We start from the raw sequence: 26,327 nt of genomic DNA on the forward strand, positions 1-26,327 counted from the left end.
ACTTACGGGACAGCCCTTAGGCCGTGATGGTGGTCGATCTCCAACTGGGCGAGGTGGGCGTAGTGGGCGACCACCTCGGCGCCGAGGGCATCCTGCGCGAGGGCGCTGTTCCGGAAGGCGTGGAGCGCCTCTTGGAGAGTGGATGGCACCGCTACGCCATCCACGTCATGGGCGTTGCCGGTTGCGGCCGCGCCGAGGGCGAGCTGCTGCTCGATGCCGTGGTCGATGGCCGCCAGGACCGCCGACAGGGCCAGGTACGGGTTGGCGTCCGCCCCCGGGACGCGGATCTCCAGGTGCAGGCCGTCGCCGTGTCCGACGACACGGACCGCGCAGGTGCGGTTGTCGTAGCCCCACGTCATCGTGGTGGGCGCGCATGAGCCGGGCAGGAACCGCTTGTAGGAGTTGATGTTCGGCGCGTAGAGCGGGGCCAACTCCGGCAGGGCGTCGACGAGTCCGGCGATGGCCTGGCGTGCGATCTGCGACAGACGCCCGTCACCGGGCTCGTTGAACTGGCTGATGCCGCCCCTCCACAGCGACACGTGCAGGTGGAGGCCGCTTTGTACACCGGTCTCCGGAGCCGCCATGAACGTGGGTGCCAGCCCCGCCCCTGCACCCAGGACTCGGACCGCGTGTTTGAAGAGCAGGTGCCCGTCGCAGGCGGCGAGCGCCCCGCCGTACGGGAAGGTGACCTCCACCTGACCCGGGGCGCCCTCGGTCTTGATCGCCTCCAGGGGAAGGCCGGCCGCAGCGAGCGCCCGCTGTAGGCGGCGGAAGAACCGGTGGGCTCCAGGCGGGTGATCAAGTGCGTAGTCGAGGTTTTCCGTCGTCAGCGGCCTCAGCCCGTGGTATCCGGATCCGACGGCCTCCGCGTACGTGCCCTGGTAGAGCACGAACTCGGTCTCCAGGCCGGCCTTGACGTGCAGGCCGTGCCGGGCCAGCCGTGTCAGCTGTCCCTGGAGGATCTGGCGGGGCGCGACCTCGATCGGTGTGCCGTCGTGGTGCACCGCGTCGCCCAGCACGACGGCGGTGCCCTCCATCCAGGGCAGCGTCCGCAGCGTCGACAGCGCCGGGCTGACGGCCAGATCCTGGTAGCCGGTCTCCCACGAGGCCAGCGCGAAGCCGGGCACCGGGTTCATGTCGACGTCCGTGGCAAGCAGGTACGCGCAGAATTCGGCTCCGTCATGGGCGACGTTCCTGATGAAGTGCCGAGCGTCGTACCACTTCCCCTTCAGCCGCCCTTGCAGGTCAGGGATGGCCAGCAGAACCGTTCGTATCCGACCCGCCTTGACCAGGGACGGCAGGTCAGTGAGGGAGAGCTGGCCTTCCGAGCGGCCGTGCGGCGAGGAGTTGCGCCGGGTGGCGAGGCGGGCGACCGTCCCGTTGTCGGAGGAGTGCGCGGCCATCAGACGACCTCGTCCTCATACGCGCCTGCCGCCCGGTCGAGGCTCTGGGCGGGCACCTCGTACGACCGCTTCCCCTTGAATCGCCACGAGATCCAGGCCAGGGCCAGAACTGATACCAGCGCGATCGGCGCGTAGTTGAAGGAGTCGACGCTCACCAACGCGTCGCCCTCGGGGCGGGTCTGCGGCAGGCAGAAGAGCACGGTCACGAATCCCACCCAGACGACAGCGGCTGTGCCGACCGTCACGCCCCAGCGGCCGAGGTTCCACGGGCCGGGCTGAAACAGGTGCCGGTTCTTGACACGGAGGTAGATCGGTATCGCGTAGGCCGGCGTGATGCCGATGACGTTGATGCTCGTGATCGCCGTGTACGCGGTCGTGCTGTACAGGCTCGGCAGGGCCAGTACGAAGGGCACGGCGACGGCGAGCCACACAGCGTGGACGGGAGTCTGGGTGCGGTGGCTCAGGCGACGCCACACGTTGGAGAAGGGCAGGGCGCCGTCCCGAGAGAACGCGAACACCATGCGGCTGGCGGAGGCCAGACCCGCGTTCGCGCAGAACAGCTGCGCCACGATGATCACCAGCAGGAGGGCCTTGGCGGCCGTCGGCCCGAGCGCGTCGAGGAAGATCTGGGCAGGCGGGACGCCAGTCGCGCTGCCCATGGTTCCGGCGTAGTCCTGGATCGCGAACAGCAACCCGGCGAGCAGCACGAAGCCGACGACCCACGACCAGAAGATCGAGCGGACGATACCCCGGGCCGCGCTGACCTGCGCGTGCTCGGTCTCCTCGGAGAGGTGGGCGGAGGCGTCGTAGCCGCTGAAGGTGTACTGGGCCAGCAGGAGCCCCAGCAACCCGACGTAGAGGGGGTTGCTCCAGCCCGTGTGGTTGGTGAACTCGCCGAACACGAAGCTCGCCGGCTGATGGTGGGAGGGCACGAACGCGAGCGCTCCGACGATGACCGCGACACCGCCGAGGTGCCACCACACGCTGATCGAGTTCAGGATGCTGACCAGGCGTACGCCGAACAGGTTGAGCGTGGCGAGCAGCAGCAGGATGACCGCGAAGATCACCAGCGTCCGTTCCGGGGTGGGGATGAAGCCCCATTGGAGGTTGAGCCAGGCGCCGGTGAACAGGGCGGTGCCGTAGCAGCCGCCGGCCATCCCTCCCATCAGACCGAGCAGGTTGAGCCAGCCGGTGCCGTAGCCCCAGCGGGGACCGCCGAGCTTGCTGGCCATGAAGTACAGGGCGCCGGACACCGGGTAGGCGGAGGTGACCTCGGCGAGCGCGGCACCGACGACCAGCACCATCAGACCCACCAGCGCCCAGCCCCACAGCATGACGGCCGGACCACCCGTGACGAGCCCGAAGCCGAAGAGGGTCATGCACCCGGACAGGACGCTGATGATCGAGAAGCTGAGCGCGAAGTTCCCGAACGGACCCATTCGTCGGGTCAGCACGGGCTCGTAACCGAGTTCCCTGAGATACGCGTCATCGGACTTCTGCCGCTGAACGCGGCGGTGCGGAGCTGGTTGGGACACTGGAAGACCTCCAAGGCATCGAAAGGTGAGCAAATAGGCAGGTTCATGCCAATCGGCATTGAGTGGGCGCCGATGGTTGATCACGGGTGCGGCCCGGCGCGAGGCCAGCGCTTCCGGGCGTAGGAGAGGGATTCGGCGCGCGCCCGAAGCAGCAGGGCCTCACCGGGGTCCGCCGCTGCCGCGCCGTCGTGCGCCGCGGCCCAAGGCTCACGTGCCGCGTAGGGGCCCATGGCCTCGAAGACCTCGGCCGCTTCGAGGTATTGATGGCCTGCCCACAACGCATAGGCGAGATGGTTCAGGTCGGCCACTGAGCACAGTTCGGGAGGCGCCTTCCGAAACCAGTCATGGAAGGCGTTCAGTGTGTAGCCGAGCGCGGGATCCTCCGCCCACTGCCGCCGCCACAGCGGATCCACCCGGGCCCGACGCTGCTCGATCTGCGCGTACGCGGGCAGAAGCAACAGAGGCGAGCCGACGGGCCTCTGACCCGCCACCGACCAGGCAAAGTCGACGACCGCCGCCAGGGAGGAAGCCCGAAGACCATCGAGGGAAAGAAGGAACTGCAGCACGCGATGGTAGGCCTCGCGGTTGTACGGATCACGCTGGTTGACCTCGTAGAGGAGCCCCCAGGGGCCGCTGGGAAGCATCGGCTCGGCGGACCTCATCCGGTGCTCCTGCCGCAGTTGCTGTGTGTCCACCTGGGCCAGGGCCACCAGGCACACCCACGGGACGGGATCGTACGGAGCGCGACGAGCCGCCAGCAGAGCCGCACGCCGCGCCCGGGTCTCGAACTCCAGCGTTCGGGGGTGCTGTTGACGGTGAGCGCGCAGCGCCCTCTCGACCGCGACACGAAGAGCCATCAGTTGCGCGTCGTAGCTGTCGGGCTCCTCTGCGAGCCAGACGTCGACCACGTCGGACCGGGCGGCGGCCACGGCCAGTAACTGGGTGCGTGACGTTCGCAGCGTCCAGTGCGTGGCCGTCTTTCCCAGCAGCTCCCGCGCCGACTTCCAACGCCCCGCCTGAAGTTCGACCAAGGCCACACGTAGGTCGTCGTCATGGCCGGCCGGGTGGTAGACGAGACGCATCAGACTCCCTCGGCCCGGACCAAGGGCCGCCGGCGAACGGGATCGGGGCCGTTCGACCGGTGCGCGCGGACTGTACGGGGAGACGTGCTCTCCGAACTGGAAGGGAATGTCATCGAGGGCCTCAGGCAGGTTGGGGGGAAGGGGCCGCCGAGTGGTTGGGACGGACCGCCGGCCGAGATGGAAGAGGGATTCGGAAGCCGAGCCGGGCTCCCTAGAAGCGAATCTGGCCGATCATGTCGGCGACGCCGGTCATGAACCGGTTGATGCTCGGGGCCATGGAAGTACTCGCCAGGAAGAACCCGAAGAGCACACAGACGATCGCGGGTCCAGGTTTCACGGACTTGCTGCGAATCAAAACGACCACGACGATGCCGAGCAGCACCACGAAGGAGATACTCAGAGCCATCAGGAGGCCGCTTCCTCCGCGGGCCCTCGCCGCTCCCGGCGAGCCTGACTCAGGGCTCGGCGCAGAGCATCGGGCCGTGTCAGCGATCGCGGGCCTTGGGGGAAGACGTGCCAGTGCATCCCCGGAGGCGTCGTGCTCTCGGCGGACGGCACGACGACGTGGCACTTCTGCCCCAGCGCGACAGTACCCGGCTCCTCCCAGCGGGCCGCGGTGCCCACGGGAACCAGGAAGTACAGCCGGGGCTCCGGACCTCCGTGGTCAAGGATCACCGGGCCGACCGGTTCGTCACCCTCGCCGAGGATCTCGATCGCGCGTCGGCCCACGGCCTCCACGGCGCGTACGGCATCCCACCACTCCCCCGCCGAGCACAGCTCGGGCTCCTCGCCGATGGGCATCCAGCGCGGCGGGTTCGCGCGGGCCGCCGGATTGTCGTCGGACATGGAAAAGGCCTCCTCACCACTGCGTGTGAAGAGACCATTCCATTCAGCAAGGTGCCCTGCGCGGACAGTCTGTCCGTGGGATCCGCTCGCCAACGTCCTTGACAGAAGCTCAGGTTGTGCTAATGCCGGTCCAACTACCGAACGCGGAAAGCTCGTTGGAGGGGTGGGCGTCCATCCTGAGCAGCGCGGCGGCGGTCTCGCGAACGGACGGGTGGAAACGCGTGTGGTTGGGTGCGACCTTCCGTGCGCGCTTGAGGTCCGCGAAGGCACCGTCCCGGTCGTTCTCCGCGAGCTTCGCGGAGGCCACGTCGATGAAGTGGTGGCTCGAACGCTCGCCGACGGTCGTACTGGGCGGCGCCCACTCGCCGCCGGGAACCGGAGACCATTCGGCGAGGCGGGCGAGAGCCTGTTCGGTGTCACCCGTGTCGATCATCGCGTGCACCTCGTGGATGCGGATGTTCGTCGGGCCGAACGACATCTCGTACGCCAGGGAGTCGCGGTTGCCGGCCATGGCCGCGACCTGCTCCGCCTCCCTCAGGTAGTCGTCGGCGCGATCGGCGTTGTTCTCGCGGGCTTCAAGAACGGCAAGCTTCAGCAGCAGCGCGCCGTCGACGGCGAGCGCCTCCTCCGTGAAGGAGCGTTCGGGCTGGAACCGCTCCAACTCGGTCCGCAGCCCAAGGAGCTTGCGGCGCGCCGGCGAGTACGCGCCCTGGCGCAGCATCGCTCCGGCGACGAGGTAGCCGGCCGTGAACTGCAGCAGCGGATCGCCGGAACGGTCCGCCGCCCAACGGACGCGCTCCAACGCCGTGTTCGACAGATCGTGGTGACCCATCTTGTGGGCGAGGGAGTTGACGGCGCGATAGGCGCGCGCCAGGTGCCAGAACGCCTTGGCCCGGTCGCCGTTGTCGCCGCCGAGGGCGACGTGCGTGAGTTCGGTGATGATCGGCGGCAGCAGGGGGCCCATCGGGGCGTAACGGGCGTCACGGCGCAGGGCCGCCACCTGGTCGACCTCCGAGGCGAGCACGGGAAGCGCCCGCGGAGCGACATCCAGGTCGTCGGGGCTGTCGTAGCAGAGCAGGAGACGGCGGAGTTCGGGTATGACGGCGTGGACGCCGTCCTCCGCCTCCGGCTCGCCGTAGTACGGCTGGCCGGTCAGGACCTCGGGGCCGAAGCGCAGCGCCTTGGCGAGAGCCAGCACCAGCGAGGGTGAAGCCTTGCGCGCGCCCGACTCCAACTTCTGCACGTAGCTCGGGGAGACCGCGATCTTCTGTGCCAGTTGGGCGGCAGACAGTTTCCGTGTCCTACGAGCGATACGGAGACGGTCTCCCAGCGTCAGGTTTTCACTCATCGGTGGACCTGTCCCTTCGCGATGAAGCACTTGGATCAGAGTACGGATAATGTCCAAGCCTGCGCCCTTGGCCGCCAACTGTTAACAGAGTCGATGGCGCTGCGCCCACGACGTGGATCCGCGGCACGGGCCCGAAGCGGCTTGCCGCTCCCCCCTGACCCTCCGACCGCATGAACGAATCGAGGCATATCGCCACGAAGTGGGCGAGAGGTCAGTAGAATCGTCGCCCTCTTGTCAAGAGGTCGGCGTCGAAATACCTACGGACAGTTTGTCCGCGCGAATCCCGCAAGTGCCCGAAACCCGCCTTCGGTATCCGGCCGCAGACAGTAGTCAAGCGCTCACGGTGATTGGAATCGCGTCCGGCAAGACCACGTCTCGTGAACTGGCCTCAGCGGGCGCCGATGTGGTGCTCGACAGTCTCGAGGACGTACCGCTCCTCCAAGAGCTGACGGTCAATCAATCATGGCTACGACTCCCCGCGCTGCCGCGTGCTCTCGTCTCCCCGCCGTTCCACGGCTCCTCCACCGGAGCGCGACTGGCCGAGAAGCGTTCGCGGTCGGGCCTCGGGCCGGTGTGCGGGGTGCCCGAGGGAGTTGCGCAGCCGGATGCCGTTGAACCCGCACGTGCTGGAGGTGATGGTCTCCCAGTACGGCCACAGGATGTCCAGAACCCGCAGCTGGATGCCGGCCTCGGCGTGCAGGGCAAGGAGGTCACCGACGGGCTCGGGTGGGCCCAGCGGCTGGACGGGTTCCTCCGCCACGTGGGCGCGTGGGACGGGCTCCCCGATGGGTCGGAAGGGTGTGGAGTCGAACCGGTAGGCGTAGAGGCGAACGTCGCGGATCTCCTCCAGCCAGTCGTACTCGATCGCGTGTACTCGATCTCCCCCGCCCGGGCCGATGATCCGCTCGCGGTCCGACGGGGACGTGTCGGGTGTCATCCATGCCATCGCCCGGGGACACTGCTTGGGGAACCAGTAGTCGGGGGAACGGACCGCGTCGACGGCCCAGACAAAGGCCCCCCGGTCCTTCGACGTCGGGGAGGCGCGCGGGGCGAAGCGGGTGATCGTGGGATCCTCGGAGAAGTGCAGTAACTGTCCAGGCTCTGGCCGCATCGGGGCATCGTAAGTCCCCATGCGCGGTACTCGCCTTCCGCGTTTCCAGGCGCACCACTGCGACGCACCAGAACGAGCCGCCGGGTAACCGGTACAGGAAGCGCCGAGCGTCAGGTGCAACCAACGAGATCCGCTTCAACGACTCCGGGCTGGGCCCCTCCATCGTGATGGGCGGCAGGGTGCGGATCGATGGCAGGGCGACCGCACCATGGACGCGCGTCCCCGTAGGAGATCGTTGAGCACGCGCACCGGAGAAGTCGGGGACAGGACCAGTCGGGCGTCGAGCGCTGCCTCCCACTGCCCGGTCAGCCCGACCATCAGTCGTTTGCGCATGCCGGGCGTGACGTGGGCGTAGCGCGCCGAGACGGAACCGTCGATGTGGCCCATCCTCTGGTCCATCAGGACCCGCTCAGTGCCGAGGTCCTCCATCACGGTCCGGTGGGTGTGGCGGAGGCCGTGGGGTGTGAGGCCCTTGGCGATCGGGAGCCAGCAAGCCTCGGCCCGATCGCTGGCCGCGCGGCCTCGGGCCGGGACGCCGGGCCACGGCTCTCCGAGCAGGGGTACGGGGCGGGCCGGCTGCGGAGCCTTCTTCGGGTACCAGCCGGAGACCGCAGGGGTGAACAGCCACGTCGCGAAGCCGTTTCGGCGCCAGTGGGCGGCGTGCTCTGGCACCGCACCGCCGCGCACGAATCCCAGGTCTGCGATGGCCTGCTCCACCCTCATCCGCTTGGCTTCGGTGACGCGGTCGGGGTGGTTGAGGACGTTGGACACCGTACCCGCGGAGACTTCTGCATGGCGTGCGACGTCGACGAGTTTCGCGCCTTGGTGGCCGCTGCCGCGAGCCGCGCCCTGCCCGCGGAAAACATAGGTCTTGCCGTGACACAGGCAGGGTCTCGGCTTCGTGCGGGTGACGTGGTTAGCGACCAGGGCCGACAGCCAGTCCATCGAGTCGATGGTCCGGTAGCTGTCGTCCTTGGGCGGGCAGCGCACCAGCTCGCCGGTGTCGAGTTCGTACAGCTGCCACTCGACACGGACGGAGCTCGGGCGGGCGAATTCCGTTTCCAGGCCGACGATTTCGCCCCAACGCATGCCGGTGTACCCCTTCAGGACGACGGCGACGAACTCGTCATCGCGGCCGGCGAGCAGGGCGGCGCGTTCGGCGGTCAGTAGGATGCCGAGCGCGTCGGTGACGACCTTCTCCGGGCCGCGGTTGCGGGAGCGGCCGGCGCGCTTGCCGCGTCCGCGCCGTCTGGCAGCTGGGTTGGTCGTGATCAAACCCTCGTAGATCGCGTCTTCGAAGATCACGTGGAGTGTCGAGCGCCAGGTTCTGACACTGGAGGCCGCGTAGACGGCCTTCTCCTTTTTCTCCCACAGGTCGACGTCCGTGTGCAGGATGCCGGCGAGCGCCTTGTCCTCGAAGGCTGGGAGCAGGTGCTCCTCGATGTGGCGCTTGTAGTTCTGCATGGTCGAGGCGGCCAGGTCCTGTGCCTCGTACCAGCGGTTCGCGTATTCGCCGAAGGTCTCCTGGTCGAGTGCCGGGTCGGGCCAGCCACCGCCCCGGCCCTTGCTCTCGGCGACGGCCGCGGCCCGTCGCACCTCGCCCTCGTCCCTGGCGATTCCGAGCGTGAGCACCTACGTCCTCCTCCCGCGCGAACTCATGGCTCACTCAGGCTCCCCGCGGAACTCCAAGGCCAACTCGACGCGCCGGAGAAGATCACGCGAAAGGACCGACCAAGGTCACACGAAGGGTGCGGAGATCAGCCGAGCAGGTTTGCTGGCGGTTTCCAGCACTCTCTGCCTTCGGCCTGCCGAGTTCGTCCAGGCAGCCCGATAGGTCCTCGTCGCACCTGCGGAGCGCATTCGCGAGGGGTGGCGGGCGTACGCCCGAGCAATCCCTACCGGCCCGAAGCGATCATTCAGGACCTCGGTAACCCTCAACGCTCCGGGAAACAAAGCCTGTTGCTGTCAATAGGTCGTCGGCGAATTCCTGCGGACACTTTGTCCGCTCGTCGCACTCGCGGAGTGGAATCGTCTCTTCACACTCCGTTGCGCGAATCCCCGACGGACCGCACCACCCATGCGCGACCCAGGTGCCTCTCTGCCCGAGCCATCGCTCTCCGCCGCCTATCCCGCACTGGAGGAGTCTTCCCATGGCAGCCCGTACGCGCAGGTCAGACGACGTGTCCTCGGTTTCGACCGGCAAAATGGTCCCCCTTCAGCGTCAGCGAGGTACGGAGGGAACCGTCGAGCCGGCCGCAACCACGATCTCGCCGAAGATCGCCGTCGCACTGCATGACGGCTACTACGGGCGCACATCGGGCACAGGCTTCAGCAACAGGGCCTTCCTTGAGGTACTCGCGCGGACACTGCCCCGAGGACGCCTCCTGGTCATGCCCGTTCACATCTCACGCACCGACCCCAGTTACGACCCCCGGTGGGTGGCCGAGACGGAGGGAATGCTGCGGCAGGCCGGGGCCAAGGTCGTTCCGGTTCCGGGTGGTCGAGCGGCGACCGCCACCCTCGCGGGCTGCGAAGCACTGTGCGAGCAGGTCACGGAAGCCGCCCGGGAGCGTCTCGCCGACGCGCCCATGGCCCAACTGATCGGCCTGGATATCCCCTTCCTCGGGCTCGGCCCCCATCGGCGCGCCGATGATCCGTTCAGCCTCCTTCTCCTGCCTCGGTCGACGAGCGAACTCGCCTGCCCGGAGGACCGGCGACGCATCCGATGGGAGCACAAGGGGCTGACAGCGGCAGTGCGTGGCGGTGCACGCGTAGCCTCCATCTCGCACCACATGCGCGGCCATCTTGAGCAGGTCTACGGCGTCCCGCGCCACGTGGTGGTCGATCTCCCCAACGGCCTGCTCCTGAGCGACCACGAGGACATGGCCCCGGCTCCGCTGCCGCCGCAGGCCGAAGCGGGGTTCCTGCTGGCCATGGGCCGGGCGGTGGAGAGCAAGGGCTTCGAGGACCTGCTTGAGGCCGTCCGCATCCTCGGTATGCAGGGCGAACGGGTGCCGCACCTCCTACTTGCGCCCACGACGCACGCGGAGACTCTGACCGGCTACCAGCAACGACTTCAGACGATGGTCCGCGACTACGCGATCGACGCGACGTTCCTGCCGCGGTTCTCCCCTCAGTACCGCTCATGGCTGCGGAGCCCGGCCCTCCGTGGAGTCGTGGTGCCCTCCCGGGCCGAACCGTTCGGGAGGATTCCTCTCGAAGCCTTCGCTTCGGGGGCCGCGCCGGTAGTGGCGACTCGGGCGGGCGGGCTCATGGAGACCGTCGTCGACGGGGTGACCGGGTTCACGGCGGAAGCTCGTGACCCCATGGACCTCACCCACGCGATCAGGCGGGCGCTTCACATCAGCGCCCAAGAACGTGAGCAGATGCGTGAACGCGGCAGGGCCCTGCTCATGGCCCGGCACGACTACGAGGCCACGATCCACTCCTACCTGCGCCAGTACGTCCCTTGGGCGATGGCGCTCAGCGTCTCCTCGAGGAGTGGAGCGTGACAACCACCGCGCTGGTCGCCATCAATTCCCCTTACCCTTTCTGGCGGTTATCCGATCGGCACGCCGGACAGTTACGGTCCGCCTTTCCTGGCGTCCGCTTCCTGATCGCCCACGAGCACGACGTCCCCGTCGAGATCCGCACCGCTGACGTCTATTTCGGCTGGTCCTTCGACGCCGAGTGGTTGAAGACCTCCCCACGGCTCCGCTGGACGGCCACCCCGTCGGCCGGCGTCGATCACTGGCCGGCCGCCGCGCTCGATGCCGCGGGCATCACGCTCACCCGCGGGTACGGCTACCACGGGAGGCCGATGGCCGAGCACGCGATCGGCCTGCTTCTCGGCTTCTCGCGGGGCCTGTTCACGAGTGCACGACTTCAGACCCGGTCCGTCTGGTGGAAGGACGTCCTCGCAGACAGCTTCTTTGACCTCTACGGCGAGACGCTCACGATCGTCGGCTGCGGCTCCGTCGGCCTCCGCCTCGCGGAGGTGGCGCAGGCATTCGGAATGCATGTCATAGGAGTACGCCGCAGCGCTCCTCGCTCCGAACCCGACGGGATCGAGTGGGTGCCGGCACACCGCGTTCGTGAAGCACTCCCGCGCTCACGCGCCGTCGTCAACCTGCTTCCCGCGACCGACGAGACGCACGGCTTCTTCAACGAGAGCACCTTCAAGGCGTGCCGCCCCGGGACGGTCTTCATCAACCTAGGGCGGGCCAGCACAGTCGACCACGACGCGCTCCTCGGCGCCCTCGATCAAGGCCCGCTGGTCGGCGCCGCCCTCGACGTACAGCCGCGTAAGCCGCCAGCGCTCGACGATCCGCTCCGCCACCACCCGCGGATCGTGCTCACACCGAAAAGCGCCGTCTTCAGCCACGCCTACATGGACCAGGCGGTCGCCTTCTTCGTCGACAACCTCCGGCTTCACCTCGCCGGCCAGCCCCTCAACGGTGCTGTCACCCCAACCCACGGAGGGACACATGCCCCCCACTGACCAGCAGTCGCCCAGGAACGACCTGTTGCGGCGGTTCGCCGAGTCGGGCCGGAACCATCCTTACCTGGCATTCACTCTCAACTCGATCTGCAATCTCGACTGCGTCTTCTGCAAGCCACGGTGCATGCCCGACTACGGGCACAAGGACAAGACGCTCACCGTCTCCGACTACGCGGGCATCGCGAACGAGGCCGGACTCTGGGGCATCCGCAAGGCGCACTGCTCAGGCGGGGAGCCGACGCTGCGTGCCGACATCCTCGACATCATCGGAGCGCTCTCCGACGGGCTCGGCGACGAGGCGACCGTCGGCATGACCAGCCACGGCAACCTGCGCCGCGGCCTGACAGTGGACGAGTTGCACAATGCCGGGCTCACGTACCTGAACATCAGCCTGCACAGCCTCGATCCCGCACGGTCTACCGAGATCATGGGCGGCGGCGACCCACGAGTCGCCCGCGCAACGATCGACCGCGCACTCGAACTCGGCCTCAAAGTCAAGATCAACTGTGTGCTCCAGCGGTCGTACCTGGACGACGCCTTCGGTGTCGCCGAACTCGCCAAGCGACTCCCCATCGCCGTACGGCTGATCGAACTGCAGCGCATCGGACCGGCGGAGGCGCTGTTCCCCACGGAGTTCGTGTCTGAGGCGGAGGTCCGCGAACGCCTCCACGCCTGGTTCGAGAAGGCCGGCGAGATCTCCCGGACCGAGTTGGGAGTGCGAAGCCCGGGCCAGTACCTGCGGCCGCCGGGCTGGGCGGGCTCCATCGGGTTCATCTCCAACTCCTCCTGCGCCACCTGCTCCGACGCCAACCGCATCAAGGTCACGCCCACCGGCATCGCCCGGCCCTGCATCCTGCACAACCGCGACATCGCCCTGAAGCAGCACCTCGCGGTCGGCACCATGGCCGACGCCTACGCCCACCTCTTCAACGCCATGCTCGAACGGGACAGCAACGAGGCCTGGCAGGGCTTCCACTACGTCGACTACGACCTTCGCTGGGACCGCATGGAGCGACCGCAGGGCGTGCCCGTCCTTCCCCTGCTGCCCGTGGCCAGCGGTACGGGTGGGGGCTGCTCACTCCGCCGACCCGGAGGTGAATCCGAGTGACCAGGGCTCGTTCCACCGCGTCGTACGCGCAGCTCGGCGTCGTCTACGCCGAGCAGTTGGCCGCCCAGGACGTCACCGCGAGCATGCTCACGCACAAGTGGCAGGCCGGCGACCTCATCGCACCGCACTCGGACATCGACATCCGCGTCGTCCTCGACGAGACCCCTGCCTCATGGTGGGAGTGGAATGAGCGGCTGGCCACCGCCCACCACCGGGCGGTACTCCTGGATCCATCCCACAGCCGACTGCTCGAACATCCACCCGGGTTCGCGTTCACTACGGGCGAGCTCGACCGGAACCAGGTGTCACCAGCCGAGACCTCCACCTGGAGCCTGGTCACGGGCAGCGCGGCCACTCTCGGGCGGTGGCAGTCCCGTGCGCAGATGATGCCCTGGAGCCGCGCGGACGAGAGGTTCTATCGCGGGATCCTCGACGCACGGATCGGAGGCCGCTACCAACTCGACAAGGACAGCGCCGACAACGTCCACCACGACCTCGACGGCTACCGAAGGCACTGCGTCGCCTGGCACTACGTGGCGCCGTGCTGGTTCGCGTCGGCGGCCCTCGCCACCCGTACCCGCGGCCCCGGGAAGACGGCAGCCCTCAGCCAGTGGCATCCTGGCGAACTCGAGGTCCTTGCCGAGGCGATCCTCCGCCTGTCCGCCACGTCCTCGGATCCGGAGCCTTCTCCCACGCAGCTACTGCGCTCGGCCCACGTCGCCGTGGACGCCGTACTGCGACGCACGCCGCGCCCCAGGCCGCTGCCGGAGGGGTCGGAAGCGGAGGCGGAGGCCTGGACCACCACCGCCGGCATGCTCCGCGTACGTGCCGCACGCTGGATCTACTACCTGGATCCTCCGCCGGAGACCGCGACCGGCTACTTGATCGCTCGCGAGGAGAAGGAACTCCGTTCCGCCAGGAACACCTTGACCCGCCTCGCCGACCGGACCTCCGGTGACGACGCGCTGCTCGTGAAGGCCATGACGGAGCTGCTGCCACCAGGCCCGACCACGGCGAGCACCCTTCACGACCTCCTCGCCCTGTGGAGTCGTCACCGCTCCGTCGTCGAGGACTTCCTCTCCGCCCACTCCACGTGACCAAAGGGGCTCTCCATGACGTCCTCCGTGCTGTCCAACGCGCAAAGGACCCTCAAGACCGCGAAAATCAAGATCACGACCAAGTGCAACCGCCACTGCGACTTCTGCATCTTCGCCGAAGGCGGCCAAGGCGAGAACATGCCGCTGGACACGTTCAGGCAGGTCCTCGACCGCCTCGGACAGATCCCATTCCGACAGCTGCACATCAACGGCGGAGAACCCACCGTCCACCGCGACTTCAGCGAGCTCAGCGGCCTGGCCCGTGACTGCTTCCCGGAGCAGATCATGGTGCTCGGCTCCAACGCGATCACCCTGGCCCGCAACGAGCGCCTCTTCCAGGCGACCCTCGCGCACTACGACCAAGTCCTGATCGGCTGCGACGAGGAGCACGACAACTACGACGAGGTCAGCGCCGTCGTCCCCGTACTCCGTGACGCCGGAAAGACCGTCGTCATCAACAGCGTGCTTGAGGCCATCGCCCCGGACCGCCTCAGCCAACTGGCCGCCCTGTGCGACGCGTACGGCGCCATCCACGTCACCAACCACGTCCACCACATCGACGTCGGCCAGCCCGCCAACGATCTCGGCGGCCTCTGCGACCGCAACGTCGACCAGCACCTCATGATCGAGGTCGACGGCGACTGTTACCGGTGCTTCAACGCCATGGCCAAGAACGACAGCGAGTTCACGGTCTGGGACGACGACTTCGCCACCAAGGTCTTCGCGCCGCGCCGCGAGCACTACGACTTCTGCCTGAAGTGCCATGAGTACAGGGACTCGGGCCTTCAGGTCGTCCCCTCCCTCGCCCATCGCACGGCTTCCGTCTGACCACCCTCTTCCCGGAGGTCCCCATGCCCGCAGCGCTCGGTCTGAACTTCCACCACGACACCTCCGCCTGCCTCGTCGTCGACGGGCGCATCTACGCGGCCGAGGAGGAGCGATGGAGTGGCGTCAAACACAACCGCACCACACGCAAGGGCATCCTCAGCACCCCCACCCATGCCCTCGACTGGTGCCTGCGGTCCGCCGGCATCAGCGTCGACGACATCGACCACGTGTGGACCCCGTCCATGCGGCCTTCCCCCCGGCATGGATCGTGGGTGTCTACGGAACAGACCGAACTCGCCGCCCTGCTCCCCGAGACGCTCGGGCAGCGGCTGCAGCTCATCTCCCACCACACCGCCCACGTCCTGGCCGGCTATCTGCTCTCCGGCCAGGAACACGCCGCCGGACTGGTTATCGACGCGGGCGGTTCCGTCCTCGGCACGGACATCGCATCGGGACGCGAACGGATCACCGGCTACGACCTGACGCCGGACAGCATCGACCGCGTCCACCAGGTCGCACCAGCCATCGCCCCCGGCCCGTCCGGACCCGTGCGCACCCACCCGTCCCTCGGCCACTTCTACCGCAACCTCGCGCTGCGGGTGATTCCGCCAGGCAACGAAGTCGAGGGCAGCATGATGGCCCTGGCCGCGTTCGGGGATCCGGACCGCTACTACAAGGAACTCCGCGACCTCGTCCATCTCGGCGAGCACGGACACGTACACATCGTGGCGCCTTGGGGCTCGTACGACGCCGACACCCCGCTCAGGATCGAAGGCACCATCTGGACCGCGCGGTCTGCCGACTCGAAGCCGCTGGACACCCGCGCCGACCTGGCCGCGGCGGCACAGCGGGTCTTCGCAGAGGCGGTCATCCACGTGGCCCGTCATCTGCGCCGCCTCACGGCCGCCCACACACTGGTCTTCTCCGGCGGCTGCGCCCTGAACTCCCATCTCAACGGCACCCTCACCGAGGAATCCGGCTTCGAGAACCTGTTCGTCGCCCCGGCGCCGCACGACGCCGGCACCGCGGTCGGCGCCGCCCTTTACGCCTGGAACTACATCCTCCGACAACCCCTTCTGCCGAAGCCCGAGGACGCCGACTGGGGCCCGCTCCCCGGTCCGGTGCCCGACGGAGCGCTGGCGGGCGGCTACCGCAGCGTCTCCGGCCTCGGTGAACGGCTGATCCCCACCGTCGCCGCGCTCCTCGCAGACCACCACGTCGTCGGCTGGGTACGGGGCGGCATGGAGTTCGGGCCGAGGGCCCTCGGTCACCGCTCGATCCTCGCCCACCCCGGCAAGGCGGAGACCAAGACCCGCCTGAACGCCCTCAAACAGCGAGCCGACTACCGCCCGTTGGCGCCCTTGGCACTGGCCGAGGAAACCGACGCGTGGTTTCTCGGCGACGGCGACCCGTTCATGAACCGCGTCGTACGCGCAAGGCACTGCAAGTCCGACCGGATGCCCGCGGTTGTCCACCACGACGGAACCGCCCGTCTCCAGACCGTGGGCCGAGGGCACTCGGGCGTGCGCCCGCTCCTGGAGGATTTCCACCGGCTCACCGGCGTGCCCGTCCTCCTGAACACCTCCCTGAATTTCAAGGGAACGCCCATCCTCCGCACTGCCGAGCAGGCCGTCACCGCCGCGGTCGAGCTCGGTCTCGACGCCTTGGTCGTGGAGGACACGCTGGTCCTCGCCCCACATGTGCGGCTCGACACGGCCCTGACGGCCCCCGACGGAACGGACCGCGCATGACCAGTACCCCCGCCGTGACAGACGAACTCGGCTTCAAGGACTGGCCGGAGCCGGAACGAGCACGTGGGCGGCTCGCCGCGATCCTCGCCACGACGGTCTACGCCGGTCACGTCCGTGACCAGGGATCGCCCTACATCAACCACCCAGTGCGCGTCGTGACCGTCCTGAAGGACGAACTGGGTGTCACCGATCCCGAACTGCTCATCCTCGGCTTGCTGCACGACGCGCTGGAGATCGCGCCGTCGGCTGAGCGCCTCCTAGCATCCCAGCTGGGCCCAGCCCTCACACAACGGCTGCGTTCCATGACCCCCGATCACCGGCTGGAGCAGCGCCCCAAGCAGCCGTGGGACTCGGACGTCTGGCACAACAAGATCAGGTGCCTCGGCCCGGAGGAACTGCTCATCCGTCTCGCCGACCGCATCGACAACCTGCGCGACCTTCGACACTCGCCGGACCCTGACCGCCGGGCGCGCTTCCTTGACAGCCTGACCAGCACCTACCTGCCGCTCGCCGAGGCGTCCCGCGATGTGAGTCCACCACTACGAGCCGCGTACGAGGTGCTCCACGCCGACTACCGCCAGCAAGCGGAGGCGAGCAGGTGACCCCAGTCGTCCACTCCATGTCGCCGCAGGGCCGCACCGGAGGCCGCGTCTACCTCCGCATGATCCATGAGGTCACAGCCAACTCGATCGAATGGCGCACGGTGCCGGACTACAAACGCACCTACACGGTCCGCCGAGGACGGAAGGTGCGCCACCTGGCCCGCCTCGCCCCCCGCGTCCGCGAACTCAGAGACGAGCCGGGCGCGTTCCTCTGGGACGACCTGAGCATCCTGTTCTTCACCCCGGAGATGCGGGCCCGGACCGTCTTCGTCTTCCACCACTACGAGCCCCTCCAGTTCGACTCCTGGCCCCTCGAACCGCTGCTGTGGCGCAGGCTCTTCGCGGTTCTGCCCTTTTGCCGTGCGGTGGTGTGCGTCGCCCCATCCTGGGCGGCATTCCTGAGGGAGCGCGGAGTGGACAACGTCCAGGTGATCTACAACGCCTTCGACCTCGCCGAGATCGACGGAGTCCGCGGCATGGACCCGGCCGAAAGTAAGGCCCGCCTCGGTCTCCCGCAGGACGAGATCATCGTCTACGCGGGCAAAGCTGTGCACTGGAAAGGCATCGAGACGGTCGCCACGGCCATCGAGGGCGAACCCGGGCTCCGTCTCGTGACCACCGGGAGCAACACTATCGGCTCCCCGGGACTCCACTTCGACCTGCCTCGTCCCCGGTACCTCGAACTGCTGCGGGCCTGCGACGTCGGTGTCTTCACCCCGCGCATGCGGGAAGGGTGGAGCCGGTGCGCCGCAGAAGCGCTGCTCCTGGGCATGCCGTGCCTCATCCAGCCGATCGCCGGACTCGGTGACCTCGCGCGTCTGACCGAGCAGCCGCCCCTGGATCCGCGTCGGCTCGCTCAGCAGATACGGGATCGGGCGGACGCTGCGCCCGCCGAGTCGAAGACCGTGTACGAGACGCTGGCCCGCTTCGACACGACGTACTTCCGCGACGCATGGTCCCGCCTCCTCGCGCAGGCGGCGGGACCATGATCAGGAAGTGATCAGCCGGCGAGCTTCGCCAGCGCGGCGTCGATCCGGGCGAGTGTGCGGTCCTTGCCGAGGACCTCCAGGGACTCGAAGAGGGGCAGACCGACCGTGCGGCCCGTGACCGCGACGCGCACCGGAGCCTGGGCCTTACCCAGCTTCAGGCCGTGCTCCTCGCCCGCGGCCAGGACCGCCTCCTTGAGGGACTCGGGGCTGGTCCAGTCGGCCGTCTCCAGCTTGGCTCGGGCCGTGGTGAGGAGAGCCACAGGGTCGCCCTTCATCGCCTTGTCCCAGGACGCCTCGTCCTCCACCGGCTCCTTCAGGAACAGGAAGTCGACGTTGGCCGTGATGTCCGACAGGACGGCCACGCGTGTCTGGGCGTGAGGGGCGATCGCCTCCCACGCGGCCTGGTCGAAGTTTTCGGGCGCCCAGTTGGCGTACGGGGCGAGCAGCCACGGATCGCATGCCTCGACGAACTTCTCCAGCGGCAGGGCGCGGATGTACTCGCCGTTGAAGGCGGTCAGTTTCTTGATGTCGAAGAAGGCCGGCGAGGTGTTCACGTCCTCGACGCGGAACTTCTGCTCCAGCTCCTTGTACGGGCGGAGCTCGATGTCGTCCCCAGGGCCCCAGCCGAGCAGCATCAGGTAGTTGGTCATTGCCTCCGGCAGGTAACCCTCGGCGAGGTAGTCCTCAAGAGCGACCTTGTCCCGGCGCTTGGACAGCTTCTGCCGCTTCTCGTTCACGATCACCGGCAGGTGCGCCCACACTGGGGCCTTCGCGCCGAGCGCCTCCCACAGCAGTTGCTGCTTGGGCGTGTTCGACAGGTGCTCGTCGCCACGGATGACCAGGGTGATGCCCTCGTCGAGATCGTCGACCACGTTGGCGATAAGGAAGACCGGGGAGCCGTCGCCGCGGGCGATGACGAAGTCCTCGATCGCCGAGTTCGGGAAGGAGGGCTCACCCCGGATCAGGTCCACGACGACCGTCTCGCCCTCAGTGGGCGTGCGGAACCGCAGCGCCCGGCCCTGCACGTACTCCAGACCCCGGTCCCGGCAGAAGCCGTCGTAGCCGAGGTGCTGCGAACCGGTGCGCTCCTGGAGCTGCTCACGGGTGCAGTCGCAGTAGTACGCGCGGCCCTGCGTGTAGAGCTGCTGGGCGGCCTCGCTGTGACGGTCGGCGTTCTGCGACTGGAAGTACGGACCCTCGAAGGCGGGATCGTCCTTGGAGATCCCGATGGACGCGAGCGCGCTGATGATGCCGTCGATCCACTCCGGCTTGTTGCGGGCCGCGTCGGTGTCCTCGATCCGCAGAACGAACTTGCCCCCTGACTGTCGTGCGACGGCCCAGTTGTAGAGAGCCGACCGGGCCCCGCCAACATGGAACATTCCAGTCGGGGACGGGGCGAAACGCACGCGTGTGGAGGCTGTAGACATGCCTGCAAGCCTACCGATTTCCAACGGCTGCTCGGCCGCTGCAGACGATCACATTATTCGGCCCGTCGGAGATCTTGTGATGCCGTCCGGCTGAGGTGGGCATCCACCGTGCGCGTGATGCTGCGTCCTGTGGCGATCTGCTTGTTGCTGAGCACGTCGGGAATCACCGTGAAGCCCTGCTGACGGAAGGAAGTCCTCGTCTCGTCAGTGATGGTTCGGCATGCCGTTCAGTTCACCAGGCAGCGTCTTGCCCAGCAACCAAATTGCCCTGGCTGTCCGCGCCGACAGAATCGCTCCACACAGCGCGACCCGGCACATGCATGTTCAGTCTGGAGCTGATCCACGACAGCGTTTGTAGACGTGCCAAGCCGTGGACTCACTGATGCCGAACGCGTCGCCGAGTTGGGCGTACGTGGACCCGCCCTGCTCACGCATCCCTACGAGGTCAGCTTCCTGTTCACTGGTGAGTGCATGTCGTCCGCCCCGCCCGGTGGCTGGAACAGGGGGCGGATCGGTGAGGTGACGCCAGGTTGCCCCCCGTACTGCCGCTCGGACCGTTGCGTACTCCAGGCGAAACTTGTCAGCAAGCGATCGCAAGGAAGCGCCTCCAGCATGCGCCCGCCGCATCTCTCCCACTGACGCCGCGGTCAGGAGCACACCTGGGCGACGCGGCTCTTCGGGGAGGTCCTCCGGGACCTGACCACCGACATGTCCCCAGGTGACGCCCCTGATCGCATCGTGAACAGTGTTGTAGGGAAGGCCGTTTCTCGTTGCGAGATAGCGCACCGACGCGCCATCAGCGTGCTCGCGCCTCAACCTACGCACGTGATCTTCATTCAGGACGGTCGGGCTGGGCTGATCCGGATCAGCGGGCATGGGCCGGCTGATCGGTGGTGGATCGTCCACGCGGCGCCAGGTGGCGCCATAGACCGCCTTTGAGAGCGCTCTACTGCTCACTCCGATCGCCCGTGCGAGGTGATCTACCGAAGCCCCGCTTCGTACCTGCCGCCGGGCGTCACGAACCAGCTCCTCCGTGAGATCCCTTCGACCGCCGAGGTGCTCCCGCGGTGAGCCGTCGGAATGCCCATCCGAAGCATGTGGCGACACGTAAACACTCCCCACTCTCAAGGCCTGAGCTGGGCAGGACGACTCGGGCTGCGGCAGCATCGCCGTGGAGAGCGATGTGCGGCCCGAGGTCTCCGGCGCGATCAGATGTACGCAGACAAGGTCTACGGGTCTAGTCCGACCGTATCCGTCTTCTGCCCACGGTCGGCCCCCCTGCTGGCGATGGGCGCGTTTACCGACGCACTTGCGTGAGGGCTCTCTGAAAGAGTGCAGGCGCGGGTTGGTGCCGGTCCACCTACCAGGCCGCCTGCCTCTCGCCTGCACGTCGACACAGCGGGAGCCCGCCCCTTCCGGGGCGGTGGTCAAGGACAATCGCAACTGAAGCAGCCCCCAGGCAGTTCCCTGTTCGAGCGTACGAAATGTCGGCTTGGCAGAAGCGCAGGGCCCCGCGTCGTGCGGGGCCCTGCGGCTAGAACTGCCGAAGGATGAAGTCCGTCACCGCGCGGCCGGCGCCCGCACAGAGGCCCTTCACCGCTGCCGTCACGACCCAGGACCTGGTGGCGGAGGGGGACTTCGAGGTGTTCACTTCAGACTCTGAGCCGGATGATGAAAGCCCCGGTGGGCGGGGCTCCGGAATGCTAGGTGCGGACTCCGGCTCGGCTGGCTGCGCCTTGGGCATGTTGCCCCTCCGTAGTAGGGAGGAGCGGGATTACAACGGCCTCTGATGCGTTCCCACGGGACGGCACGCGTCGTCATCCCGCCCGAGTGAATCAGCGCGAAGACCTGAGATCCACGCTGACGAGCGAGCGGGAAGGGCCTATGCCTCGGTAGTCCATCGCGGTCGAATCAGCGATGGTGCATCGTCCCGGGCCGTGGCTGAACATGGCCGATACGTTAGCCCGTACGGGCGACAGATCGCACAAGCAAGCGAGAGTTGAGTGTCGCGATTTACGCCACAGGCCCGTGACGGAACTCGGCCACCCAGTTGGCCGTTGTTATTCGGGCGAGTTCGTCAAGTGCGTCGGGTTGGGACTCAGCGGTGGCCCGCCAAGGTGATCGTCCTCGATGCCGACGAGGCGGGGTTCCTCGACCGTCCTCAGCCAATGGGGTGGCTCGTTCCTCGACTCAGGGCCACTCGCCCCTGCATCCACCGCTATCCGACCGGGAGGCTGAAAGGGCGCCAGGGGGCGGCTCTTCGGGACGGTCCGGAGGGACGGCAACGGCCACTGCGGCCACATGAGTCGGCGCGTTCCGGCTCCCGGTACCCACCTCCTGCCTGCGTGCTCTCGGTCGGGCACCGCTTCCTGTTACCGAGGGTGCGCGACGCGACCATCGCAGAGCCGTCCGGCTTCTCAAAGGCGTGCGCTGGCGCACCTCCCGGACACCTGCGCCAGGGAGTGACATCAACTCACTGGCGATTGATCACGAAGGACATCGCGACTCCCACAGAAACGGACGCAGTCACGCAGGGGTCGGCAGCGTCAGGCAGCTTGATGCTGCCTCCCAGCACTTGTTGGCACGAAGGACGACCGGGAGTTGGCCGGCGACGCCAAGCGGGCTTGGCGCTCAGTTCGTCGCGCGACATCTGCCGCCGTAGGAGGCGAAGGAGGTGCATCCGCGGAGTTGCGCTCGCCGTCGGTCGAAGGCTCCTGCGTGATCTCGAACCAGGTCGTCTTGCCTGTGGGTGCTGGTTGTGTCCCCCAGGCGTCCGCCAGGGCATCAACGAGCAGGAGGCCGCGGCCACTCTCGTCGTTGGGCCCAGCGTCGACAGCGCTCGGCAGTGATGGATCGGTGTCCGTCACTTCGACACGAAGCCGTTCGTCGGTCCGTGTCACAGCGACATCGCACGGAGCATCTGTATAGAGGACAGCGTTGGCGATCACCTCGCTGGCCAGCAACTCGATGGTCTCCAGCATCTGGTCCGACACGGGAAGACCCAGATTCTTGGCCAGTGCAACGACTTGGCGGCGTGCCGCCGGAACAGCCTCGACAGCAGCCGCAACCGTGAATCCATACGTCGGACGTTCGGGATTGCGACGCGCCATGACGACTACCTCACCTTGGGAGCGGCCTCAGTGAAATGAAGCCTTCCACCCGGCAAGAGCCCTGTGAGGACAATCTGTCCACAGGTACGCAAGGCAGGAGCCTTGACGTTTCGGCGAGTTGTGATGCAAGCAAGCTAGCGAGCCAGTCAATACGGGGCGACAAACGTCGCTGACACCGTACCCCGCTGAGACTCGTATCAGACCTTCTCCTTGGCCGCTCGCGACTCAGGATTCGCTGTCAGTCCCCACCAGTCCAGGTTCTGAGTGACGTCAGGGTCGGGCGAGACGCACCGCGACGTCCATGCCCGAGTCCGTCCGGTGGGACCGGGATGCGCGAGGCTGGCGCCGCAGCGCCCAGTTGAGGGGGCATCGGCTGGTGCAGCCCCAGCAACTGCTCGGCCAGAGCACCAAGAAACTGATCCAAGGGGGCAAGCCGGTGCAGCCACCAGAGCTCAATAGCCGTGCGGGAGATCGATTTCGCCCACGGCAGACGAAAAGGGGCTCACAAGACTGGAACGTTCCTGCAACCCATGTCAACGTACAACGTCCCCGAAAACACCAGGTCAGCGCAAAGGGAAGGCGTGCGGGCTGTCGTCAAAGAGATTGCCAGGTCTGTCCGCAGTGCCTACCCGCGAGCTGGCCCCCTGCCACCTCCGCGGCCCGACTCAAGGAGTCCACCCCGCTGAATGCTCGACTCCGTCATCGCCTGGACTGCCTAACGGAGCTACGACTTGGTCACCCTGTCCACCATGCGCTGCCTGTGCGTGCCGCATCCGTCCTTCTCGGGGGGACCTTCTGTAACCCGACTGCCGCCGTGACGGCTCCGTCCTCGTCCATGTCGCGATCACCCGGTGCCCCGACCGAGCCCCCTCCGCTTCGGACTCCACGTAGTCCGGGCAAGCTGCGAGCGATATATAGCCCATGATCCCCGGTTAGCAAAACCGGGGATCGTCCAGAGCATTGATGGTGTTCGCACTCGGCTGTGCTTGGCGGTGGAGTCGTAGCGGACTCAGTAGGCAGTGCCGCAAAGACACCGAGGAGGTATTCGCGGCCCACGCCCGCTGCTGACCTGAAATCCGCAGCGCCTGTTCGCTGAAGTTCAGCGGGACTCCGCTGAGTCGGCGTGGGATGCAGGCGTTGTTGGTTCCGCTCTGTCGCCCCGCGCGCTCCCTTGCAAGGAACACCCAGCCCATGCGCCGATCCGCAATACCCCCTACCCATTCTCGCCCCGGGATGTCAGGCCCGTATGTCTCCCTCGCCGATTTCGAGCCCCGCAATCGCGAGGTGGCGCCTTGACCGCCGGGGGGAGCAACCGGCTGCTCACCCCGGAAGAAGTGGCCGCATGGTTGAAGGTCAGCGACATCACGGTGCGGAACAAGTACCGCCACTGGGGGCTGAAGGCCCAAAAGGTCGGGCGGCTCCTGAGATTCCGCGAGCGCGACATCGTCGCGTACCTCGAAGACCACTACGGATGACGGCAGCCCGCTGCCTGAACTGAGATAGGAGGCCACATGGCCGCGGTGTTTCAGAAATGCAAGACCGACCCGCAGAACAATGACTACCCCTGCGAAAAGGGGCGATGCGGACACAAGTGGACGGTCCGCTACCGAGAGCCGGGCGGGCGGACCGCGCGCCAGCGGGAGAAGACCTTCGACAAGAAGACCGGCCCGGACGGCGCTGATGCCTTCGCCTCCAAGGTTGAGCACGACAAAGGGATGGGGATCTACCTCGACCCCCAGCGCGGCGCTATTACCCTTCGCGCCTGGTCGCGGGAGTGGCTCGACAGGCAGATCCTTGCCGAGGGCACCATGCGTAACTACGAGGGGTTCACGAAGAACCACCTTGTTCCCCACCTCGGCCGTAAGACCCTGGCTGGGCTCGCGACGGGCGACTTCGAGCGCTTCATCGCCACGCTTCACCGCAACGGTGAGGGCATGGCTGCCTCCACGATCAACGACCGCCTGAAGTTCGTGGCGGCCATGCTTGAGTCCGCCGTCACCGAGAAGCGCATATCCGAAAACCCTGCGAGGGGCATCAAGATCCCTCGGACGAGTTCGCTCGCTGTGGACGAGGACGAGATCCCCGACCTCGGAGAGGTCGAGTTGCTCGCGAAGCACATCTCGCCCCAGTATCGGCTGACCGTCTACTTGCAGTCGGGGGCGGGGCTCCGGATCAGCGAGTGCCTCGGATTCGCGAGCGAGTGCCGACGGCCGGAGTTCATCCGTGTCCGCTGGCAGGTCAGCTCGAAGGCGAACCGTGGAGACTGCCGCACCACCTTCGTGCCGCTGAAGCACCGGGCCGAGGGGGAGTACCGAGACATCCCGATCGCCCCCTTCATCGACGAGGAGATTGATGCCCACTTGGAGCTGTGGGACCCGATTCCCGTGACGTTCAAGGATCAGGCGGGCAAGGATCGGCAGCTCGACGTCTACTTCGCACCCCGCGAACGAGGCAAGGGCACCATGCCCACGGCCACGACGTACGCGTACCACTTCAGGAAGGCGTGCAAGGCTGCGGGCCTAGTCGACGTCAACGGTAAGCCGAAGTACACCCCGCACTCGCTGAGGCACTTCTTCGCCTCGACAGCCCTGGCGAACGGCATCCCGATCCACGAGGTCTCGCGCTGGCTCGGCCACAAGTCGATCAAGACCACGGTGGACATCTATGGACACCTCGTGCCAGGCGCCTGGCACCGCTGCCGAGAGGTCATGCAGAACGCCATGCGGCCCGTGCCGGTGGAACTGGCGGCCGAGGCATCCGAGTCGCCCGAGGGGTACGACAGGGCGGTGTGACGGGGGTCCGCGCTCGGCTCACCGAATTGGCCCACCCCAGGGGGCGGAGGGGGGCTAGCGCGCCTAGGTTGATCCGAGACCTGCGGCATCGGAGCACCCATGGCCCTGAGCATTGCGGAACAGCGCGACGCAGCGAACATCGTTGCAACCTGCACCCGCCTTCTGGAGCTGGACGTGATTTGGACGACCAACTTGGAGCAGGGTGTCCCGGAGGGGAAGACAGATGCTTCACGCGCCCTGATCAAAGTTGGTCTGGACATGGCGACTGGCCTGGGGCGAGTTCACGAGCGAGTGTCGCTTCTGCATCGGTTCGCCGATGAACTTGAGGTGCTCTTTCTGGAGGAGTTCGATCACTTCAAGGGCTGGACTCTCGACATCAGCCCCACGGACGTACCCGCACTGCTCCACGATGCGGCGAAGGGGCTGGATGGGCATGCATCCGCGGAGATCAGAACCCTCCTGACCAAGATCGAAGGCCTGGAGGGTGGGCAGGCTGTGCAAGGTGATCTACCCAGAAAAATGCGCGGATGGATCTACATCGTGTGTGCAGCTGTGTCGCTGGGCTTGGGGACCCTCGCCGCCGCGGGTGGCGGCCCGCTCGGTATTGCGCTTGGCGCGGCGGGTCTGGGGGTGGCACTCGTGCTGTTGCAGCAGGGGCTCTCCGACGTACACGCGTGACGCGCCTCGGAGCTTGAGTGCTGACCTTGTGTTTCCGTGCTGATTCTGTGCTGACTTGGACCTCTCGGAACCGCGTTTCCGCAGGTGGGAGCGTTGTAGTCAACGTTCCGCTTCAACGT

At 67.2% G+C, this 26,327-nt stretch carries 20 protein-coding genes and 1 pseudogene; 11 read left to right on the top strand and 10 right to left on the bottom strand.

Annotated elements, in window-relative coordinates; genetic code table 11:
• Window positions 1-2 precede the first annotated feature (2 nt).
• From AOJ26_RS10655 to AOJ26_RS10690, 8 genes and pseudogenes are all read right to left on the bottom strand, one after another.
• Window positions 3-1,403: a glutamine synthetase family protein gene (locus tag AOJ26_RS10655; RefSeq protein ID WP_053847983.1), complete on the bottom strand. Its 1,401-nt coding sequence runs from the start codon at window positions 1,401-1,403 to the stop codon at window positions 3-5.
• Window positions 1,403-2,842, bottom strand: coding sequence for an amino acid permease (locus AOJ26_RS10660; protein ID WP_078959836.1), 1,440 nt, complete (start codon window positions 2,840-2,842; stop codon window positions 1,403-1,405). Before AOJ26_RS10660 ends, AOJ26_RS10655 begins: the two co-directional genes overlap by 1 nt.
• Before the next feature lie 176 nt (window positions 2,843-3,018).
• On the bottom strand, window positions 3,019-4,020 hold the full coding sequence (locus AOJ26_RS10665; protein WP_053847985.1) for a hypothetical protein: 1,002 nt from the start codon (window positions 4,018-4,020) through the stop codon (window positions 3,019-3,021).
• Between the two features lie 211 nt (window positions 4,021-4,231).
• Window positions 4,232-4,426 (bottom strand): hypothetical protein, encoded by a 195-nt coding sequence (locus tag AOJ26_RS10670; RefSeq protein WP_046912638.1) that lies wholly within the window; start codon window positions 4,424-4,426, stop codon window positions 4,232-4,234.
• Window positions 4,426-4,866, bottom strand: a complete 441-nt coding sequence (locus tag AOJ26_RS10675) for a hypothetical protein (RefSeq protein ID WP_053847986.1) — start codon at window positions 4,864-4,866, stop codon at window positions 4,426-4,428. Before AOJ26_RS10675 ends, AOJ26_RS10670 begins: the two co-directional genes overlap by 1 nt.
• A 109-nt stretch (window positions 4,867-4,975) precedes the next feature.
• Window positions 4,976-6,214, bottom strand: a complete 1,239-nt coding sequence (locus tag AOJ26_RS10680; protein WP_053847987.1) for a helix-turn-helix domain-containing protein — start codon at window positions 6,212-6,214, stop codon at window positions 4,976-4,978.
• Window positions 6,215-6,680: 466 nt separating this feature from the next.
• The gene (locus AOJ26_RS10685; RefSeq protein WP_199828844.1) at window positions 6,681-7,325 is read right to left on the bottom strand and encodes a DUF6886 family protein; all 645 of its coding nucleotides are present in this window, start codon (window positions 7,323-7,325) and stop codon (window positions 6,681-6,683) included.
• 135 nt (window positions 7,326-7,460) lie between these two features.
• Window positions 7,461-8,930: pseudogene (locus AOJ26_RS10690) on the bottom strand (LacI family DNA-binding transcriptional regulator); the annotation flags it as partial.
• A gap of 785 nt (window positions 8,931-9,715) precedes the next feature.
• On the opposite strand from AOJ26_RS10690, the gene AOJ26_RS10695 reads away from it, so the two are divergent.
• From AOJ26_RS10695 to AOJ26_RS10730, 8 genes are read left to right on the top strand one after another with little or no spacing between them, the layout of a single operon-like run.
• Window positions 9,716-10,837, top strand: a complete 1,122-nt coding sequence (locus tag AOJ26_RS10695; protein ID WP_159044257.1) for a glycosyltransferase family 4 protein — start codon at window positions 9,716-9,718, stop codon at window positions 10,835-10,837.
• The gene (locus AOJ26_RS10700) at window positions 10,834-11,826 is read left to right on the top strand and encodes a D-2-hydroxyacid dehydrogenase (RefSeq protein WP_053847989.1); all 993 of its coding nucleotides are present in this window, start codon (window positions 10,834-10,836) and stop codon (window positions 11,824-11,826) included. Before AOJ26_RS10695 ends, AOJ26_RS10700 begins: the two co-directional genes overlap by 4 nt.
• Window positions 11,813-12,934 (top strand): radical SAM protein, encoded by a 1,122-nt coding sequence (locus AOJ26_RS10705; protein ID WP_053847990.1) that lies wholly within the window; start codon window positions 11,813-11,815, stop codon window positions 12,932-12,934. Before AOJ26_RS10700 ends, AOJ26_RS10705 begins: the two co-directional genes overlap by 14 nt.
• On the top strand, window positions 12,931-14,031 hold the full coding sequence (locus AOJ26_RS10710; RefSeq protein WP_053847991.1) for a hypothetical protein: 1,101 nt from the start codon (window positions 12,931-12,933) through the stop codon (window positions 14,029-14,031). Before AOJ26_RS10705 ends, AOJ26_RS10710 begins: the two co-directional genes overlap by 4 nt.
• Before the next feature lie 15 nt (window positions 14,032-14,046).
• Window positions 14,047-14,859: a radical SAM protein gene (locus tag AOJ26_RS10715; protein WP_053847992.1), complete on the top strand. Its 813-nt coding sequence runs from the start codon at window positions 14,047-14,049 to the stop codon at window positions 14,857-14,859.
• A gap of 23 nt (window positions 14,860-14,882) precedes the next feature.
• Entirely contained in the window at window positions 14,883-16,610 is a 1,728-nt protein-coding gene (locus tag AOJ26_RS10720) for a carbamoyltransferase C-terminal domain-containing protein (RefSeq protein WP_053847993.1), read from the top strand.
• A complete protein-coding gene (locus AOJ26_RS10725) occupies window positions 16,607-17,212 on the top strand; it encodes an HD domain-containing protein (protein ID WP_053847994.1) in 606 nt (201 codons plus the stop codon). Before AOJ26_RS10720 ends, AOJ26_RS10725 begins: the two co-directional genes overlap by 4 nt.
• On the top strand, window positions 17,209-18,201 hold the full coding sequence (locus tag AOJ26_RS10730; RefSeq protein ID WP_086723850.1) for a glycosyltransferase: 993 nt from the start codon (window positions 17,209-17,211) through the stop codon (window positions 18,199-18,201). The genes AOJ26_RS10725 and AOJ26_RS10730 overlap by 4 nt, the downstream gene beginning before the upstream one ends.
• Window positions 18,202-18,212: 11 nt before the next feature.
• On the opposite strand, the gene gltX is transcribed toward AOJ26_RS10730, so the two are convergent.
• Both gltX and AOJ26_RS41725 read right to left on the bottom strand, forming a co-directional pair.
• Window positions 18,213-19,580: a glutamate--tRNA ligase gene (gltX, locus tag AOJ26_RS10735; RefSeq protein ID WP_053847995.1), complete on the bottom strand. Its 1,368-nt coding sequence runs from the start codon at window positions 19,578-19,580 to the stop codon at window positions 18,213-18,215.
• A 2,594-nt stretch (window positions 19,581-22,174) separates the two neighbouring features.
• Window positions 22,175-22,738: an ATP-binding protein gene (locus AOJ26_RS41725; protein ID WP_078959839.1), complete on the bottom strand. Its 564-nt coding sequence runs from the start codon at window positions 22,736-22,738 to the stop codon at window positions 22,175-22,177.
• Between the two features lie 1,292 nt (window positions 22,739-24,030).
• Here AOJ26_RS41725 and AOJ26_RS10745 point away from each other — a divergent pair.
• The 3 genes from AOJ26_RS10745 to AOJ26_RS10755 all read left to right on the top strand — a co-directional run bounded on the left by AOJ26_RS10745 (window position 24,031) and on the right by AOJ26_RS10755 (window position 26,208).
• Window positions 24,031-24,213, top strand: coding sequence for a helix-turn-helix domain-containing protein (locus AOJ26_RS10745; protein ID WP_046912625.1), 183 nt, complete (start codon window positions 24,031-24,033; stop codon window positions 24,211-24,213).
• Between the two features lie 36 nt (window positions 24,214-24,249).
• Window positions 24,250-25,530 (top strand): tyrosine-type recombinase/integrase, encoded by a 1,281-nt coding sequence (locus AOJ26_RS43815; protein WP_050399610.1) that lies wholly within the window; start codon window positions 24,250-24,252, stop codon window positions 25,528-25,530.
• A gap of 99 nt (window positions 25,531-25,629) precedes the next feature.
• Entirely contained in the window at window positions 25,630-26,208 is a 579-nt protein-coding gene (locus AOJ26_RS10755; RefSeq protein WP_046912624.1) for a hypothetical protein, read from the top strand.
• The last annotated feature ends 119 nt before the right edge of the window (window positions 26,209-26,327 follow it).

The sequence above is a fragment of the Streptomyces sp. NRRL B-24085 genome (assembly GCF_001282115.1).
GTDB lineage: Bacteria > Actinomycetota > Actinomycetes > Streptomycetales > Streptomycetaceae > Streptomyces.

Bases quoted from the DNA above. Each gene is read 5' to 3' on its own strand.
- AOJ26_RS10655 (WP_053847983.1), bottom strand. From the start codon at position 1,403: ATGGCCGCGCACTCCTCCGACAACGGGACGGTCGCCCGCCTCGCCACC.
- AOJ26_RS10660 (WP_078959836.1), bottom strand. From the start codon at position 2,842: ATGGGTCCGTTCGGGAACTTCGCGCTCAGCTTCTCGATCATCAGCGTC.
- AOJ26_RS10665 (WP_053847985.1), bottom strand. From the start codon at position 4,020: ATGCGTCTCGTCTACCACCCGGCCGGCCATGACGACGACCTACGTGTG.
- AOJ26_RS10670 (WP_046912638.1), bottom strand. From the start codon at position 4,426: ATGGCTCTGAGTATCTCCTTCGTGGTGCTGCTCGGCATCGTCGTGGTC.
- AOJ26_RS10675 (WP_053847986.1), bottom strand. From the start codon at position 4,866: ATGTCCGACGACAATCCGGCGGCCCGCGCGAACCCGCCGCGCTGGATG.
- AOJ26_RS10680 (WP_053847987.1), bottom strand. From the start codon at position 6,214: ATGAGTGAAAACCTGACGCTGGGAGACCGTCTCCGTATCGCTCGTAGG.
- AOJ26_RS10685 (WP_199828844.1), bottom strand. From the start codon at position 7,325: ATGCGGCCAGAGCCTGGACAGTTACTGCACTTCTCCGAGGATCCCACG.
- AOJ26_RS10695 (WP_159044257.1), top strand. From the start codon at position 9,716: ATGCCCGTTCACATCTCACGCACCGACCCCAGTTACGACCCCCGGTGG.
- AOJ26_RS10705 (WP_053847990.1), top strand. From the start codon at position 11,813: ATGCCCCCCACTGACCAGCAGTCGCCCAGGAACGACCTGTTGCGGCGG.
- AOJ26_RS10715 (WP_053847992.1), top strand. From the start codon at position 14,047: ATGACGTCCTCCGTGCTGTCCAACGCGCAAAGGACCCTCAAGACCGCG.
- AOJ26_RS10720 (WP_053847993.1), top strand. From the start codon at position 14,883: ATGCCCGCAGCGCTCGGTCTGAACTTCCACCACGACACCTCCGCCTGC.
- AOJ26_RS10725 (WP_053847994.1), top strand. From the start codon at position 16,607: ATGACCAGTACCCCCGCCGTGACAGACGAACTCGGCTTCAAGGACTGG.
- gltX (WP_053847995.1), bottom strand. From the start codon at position 19,580: ATGTTCCATGTTGGCGGGGCCCGGTCGGCTCTCTACAACTGGGCCGTC.
- AOJ26_RS41725 (WP_078959839.1), bottom strand. From the start codon at position 22,738: ATGGCGCGTCGCAATCCCGAACGTCCGACGTATGGATTCACGGTTGCG.
- AOJ26_RS43815 (WP_050399610.1), top strand. From the start codon at position 24,250: ATGGCCGCGGTGTTTCAGAAATGCAAGACCGACCCGCAGAACAATGAC.
- AOJ26_RS10755 (WP_046912624.1), top strand. From the start codon at position 25,630: ATGGCCCTGAGCATTGCGGAACAGCGCGACGCAGCGAACATCGTTGCA.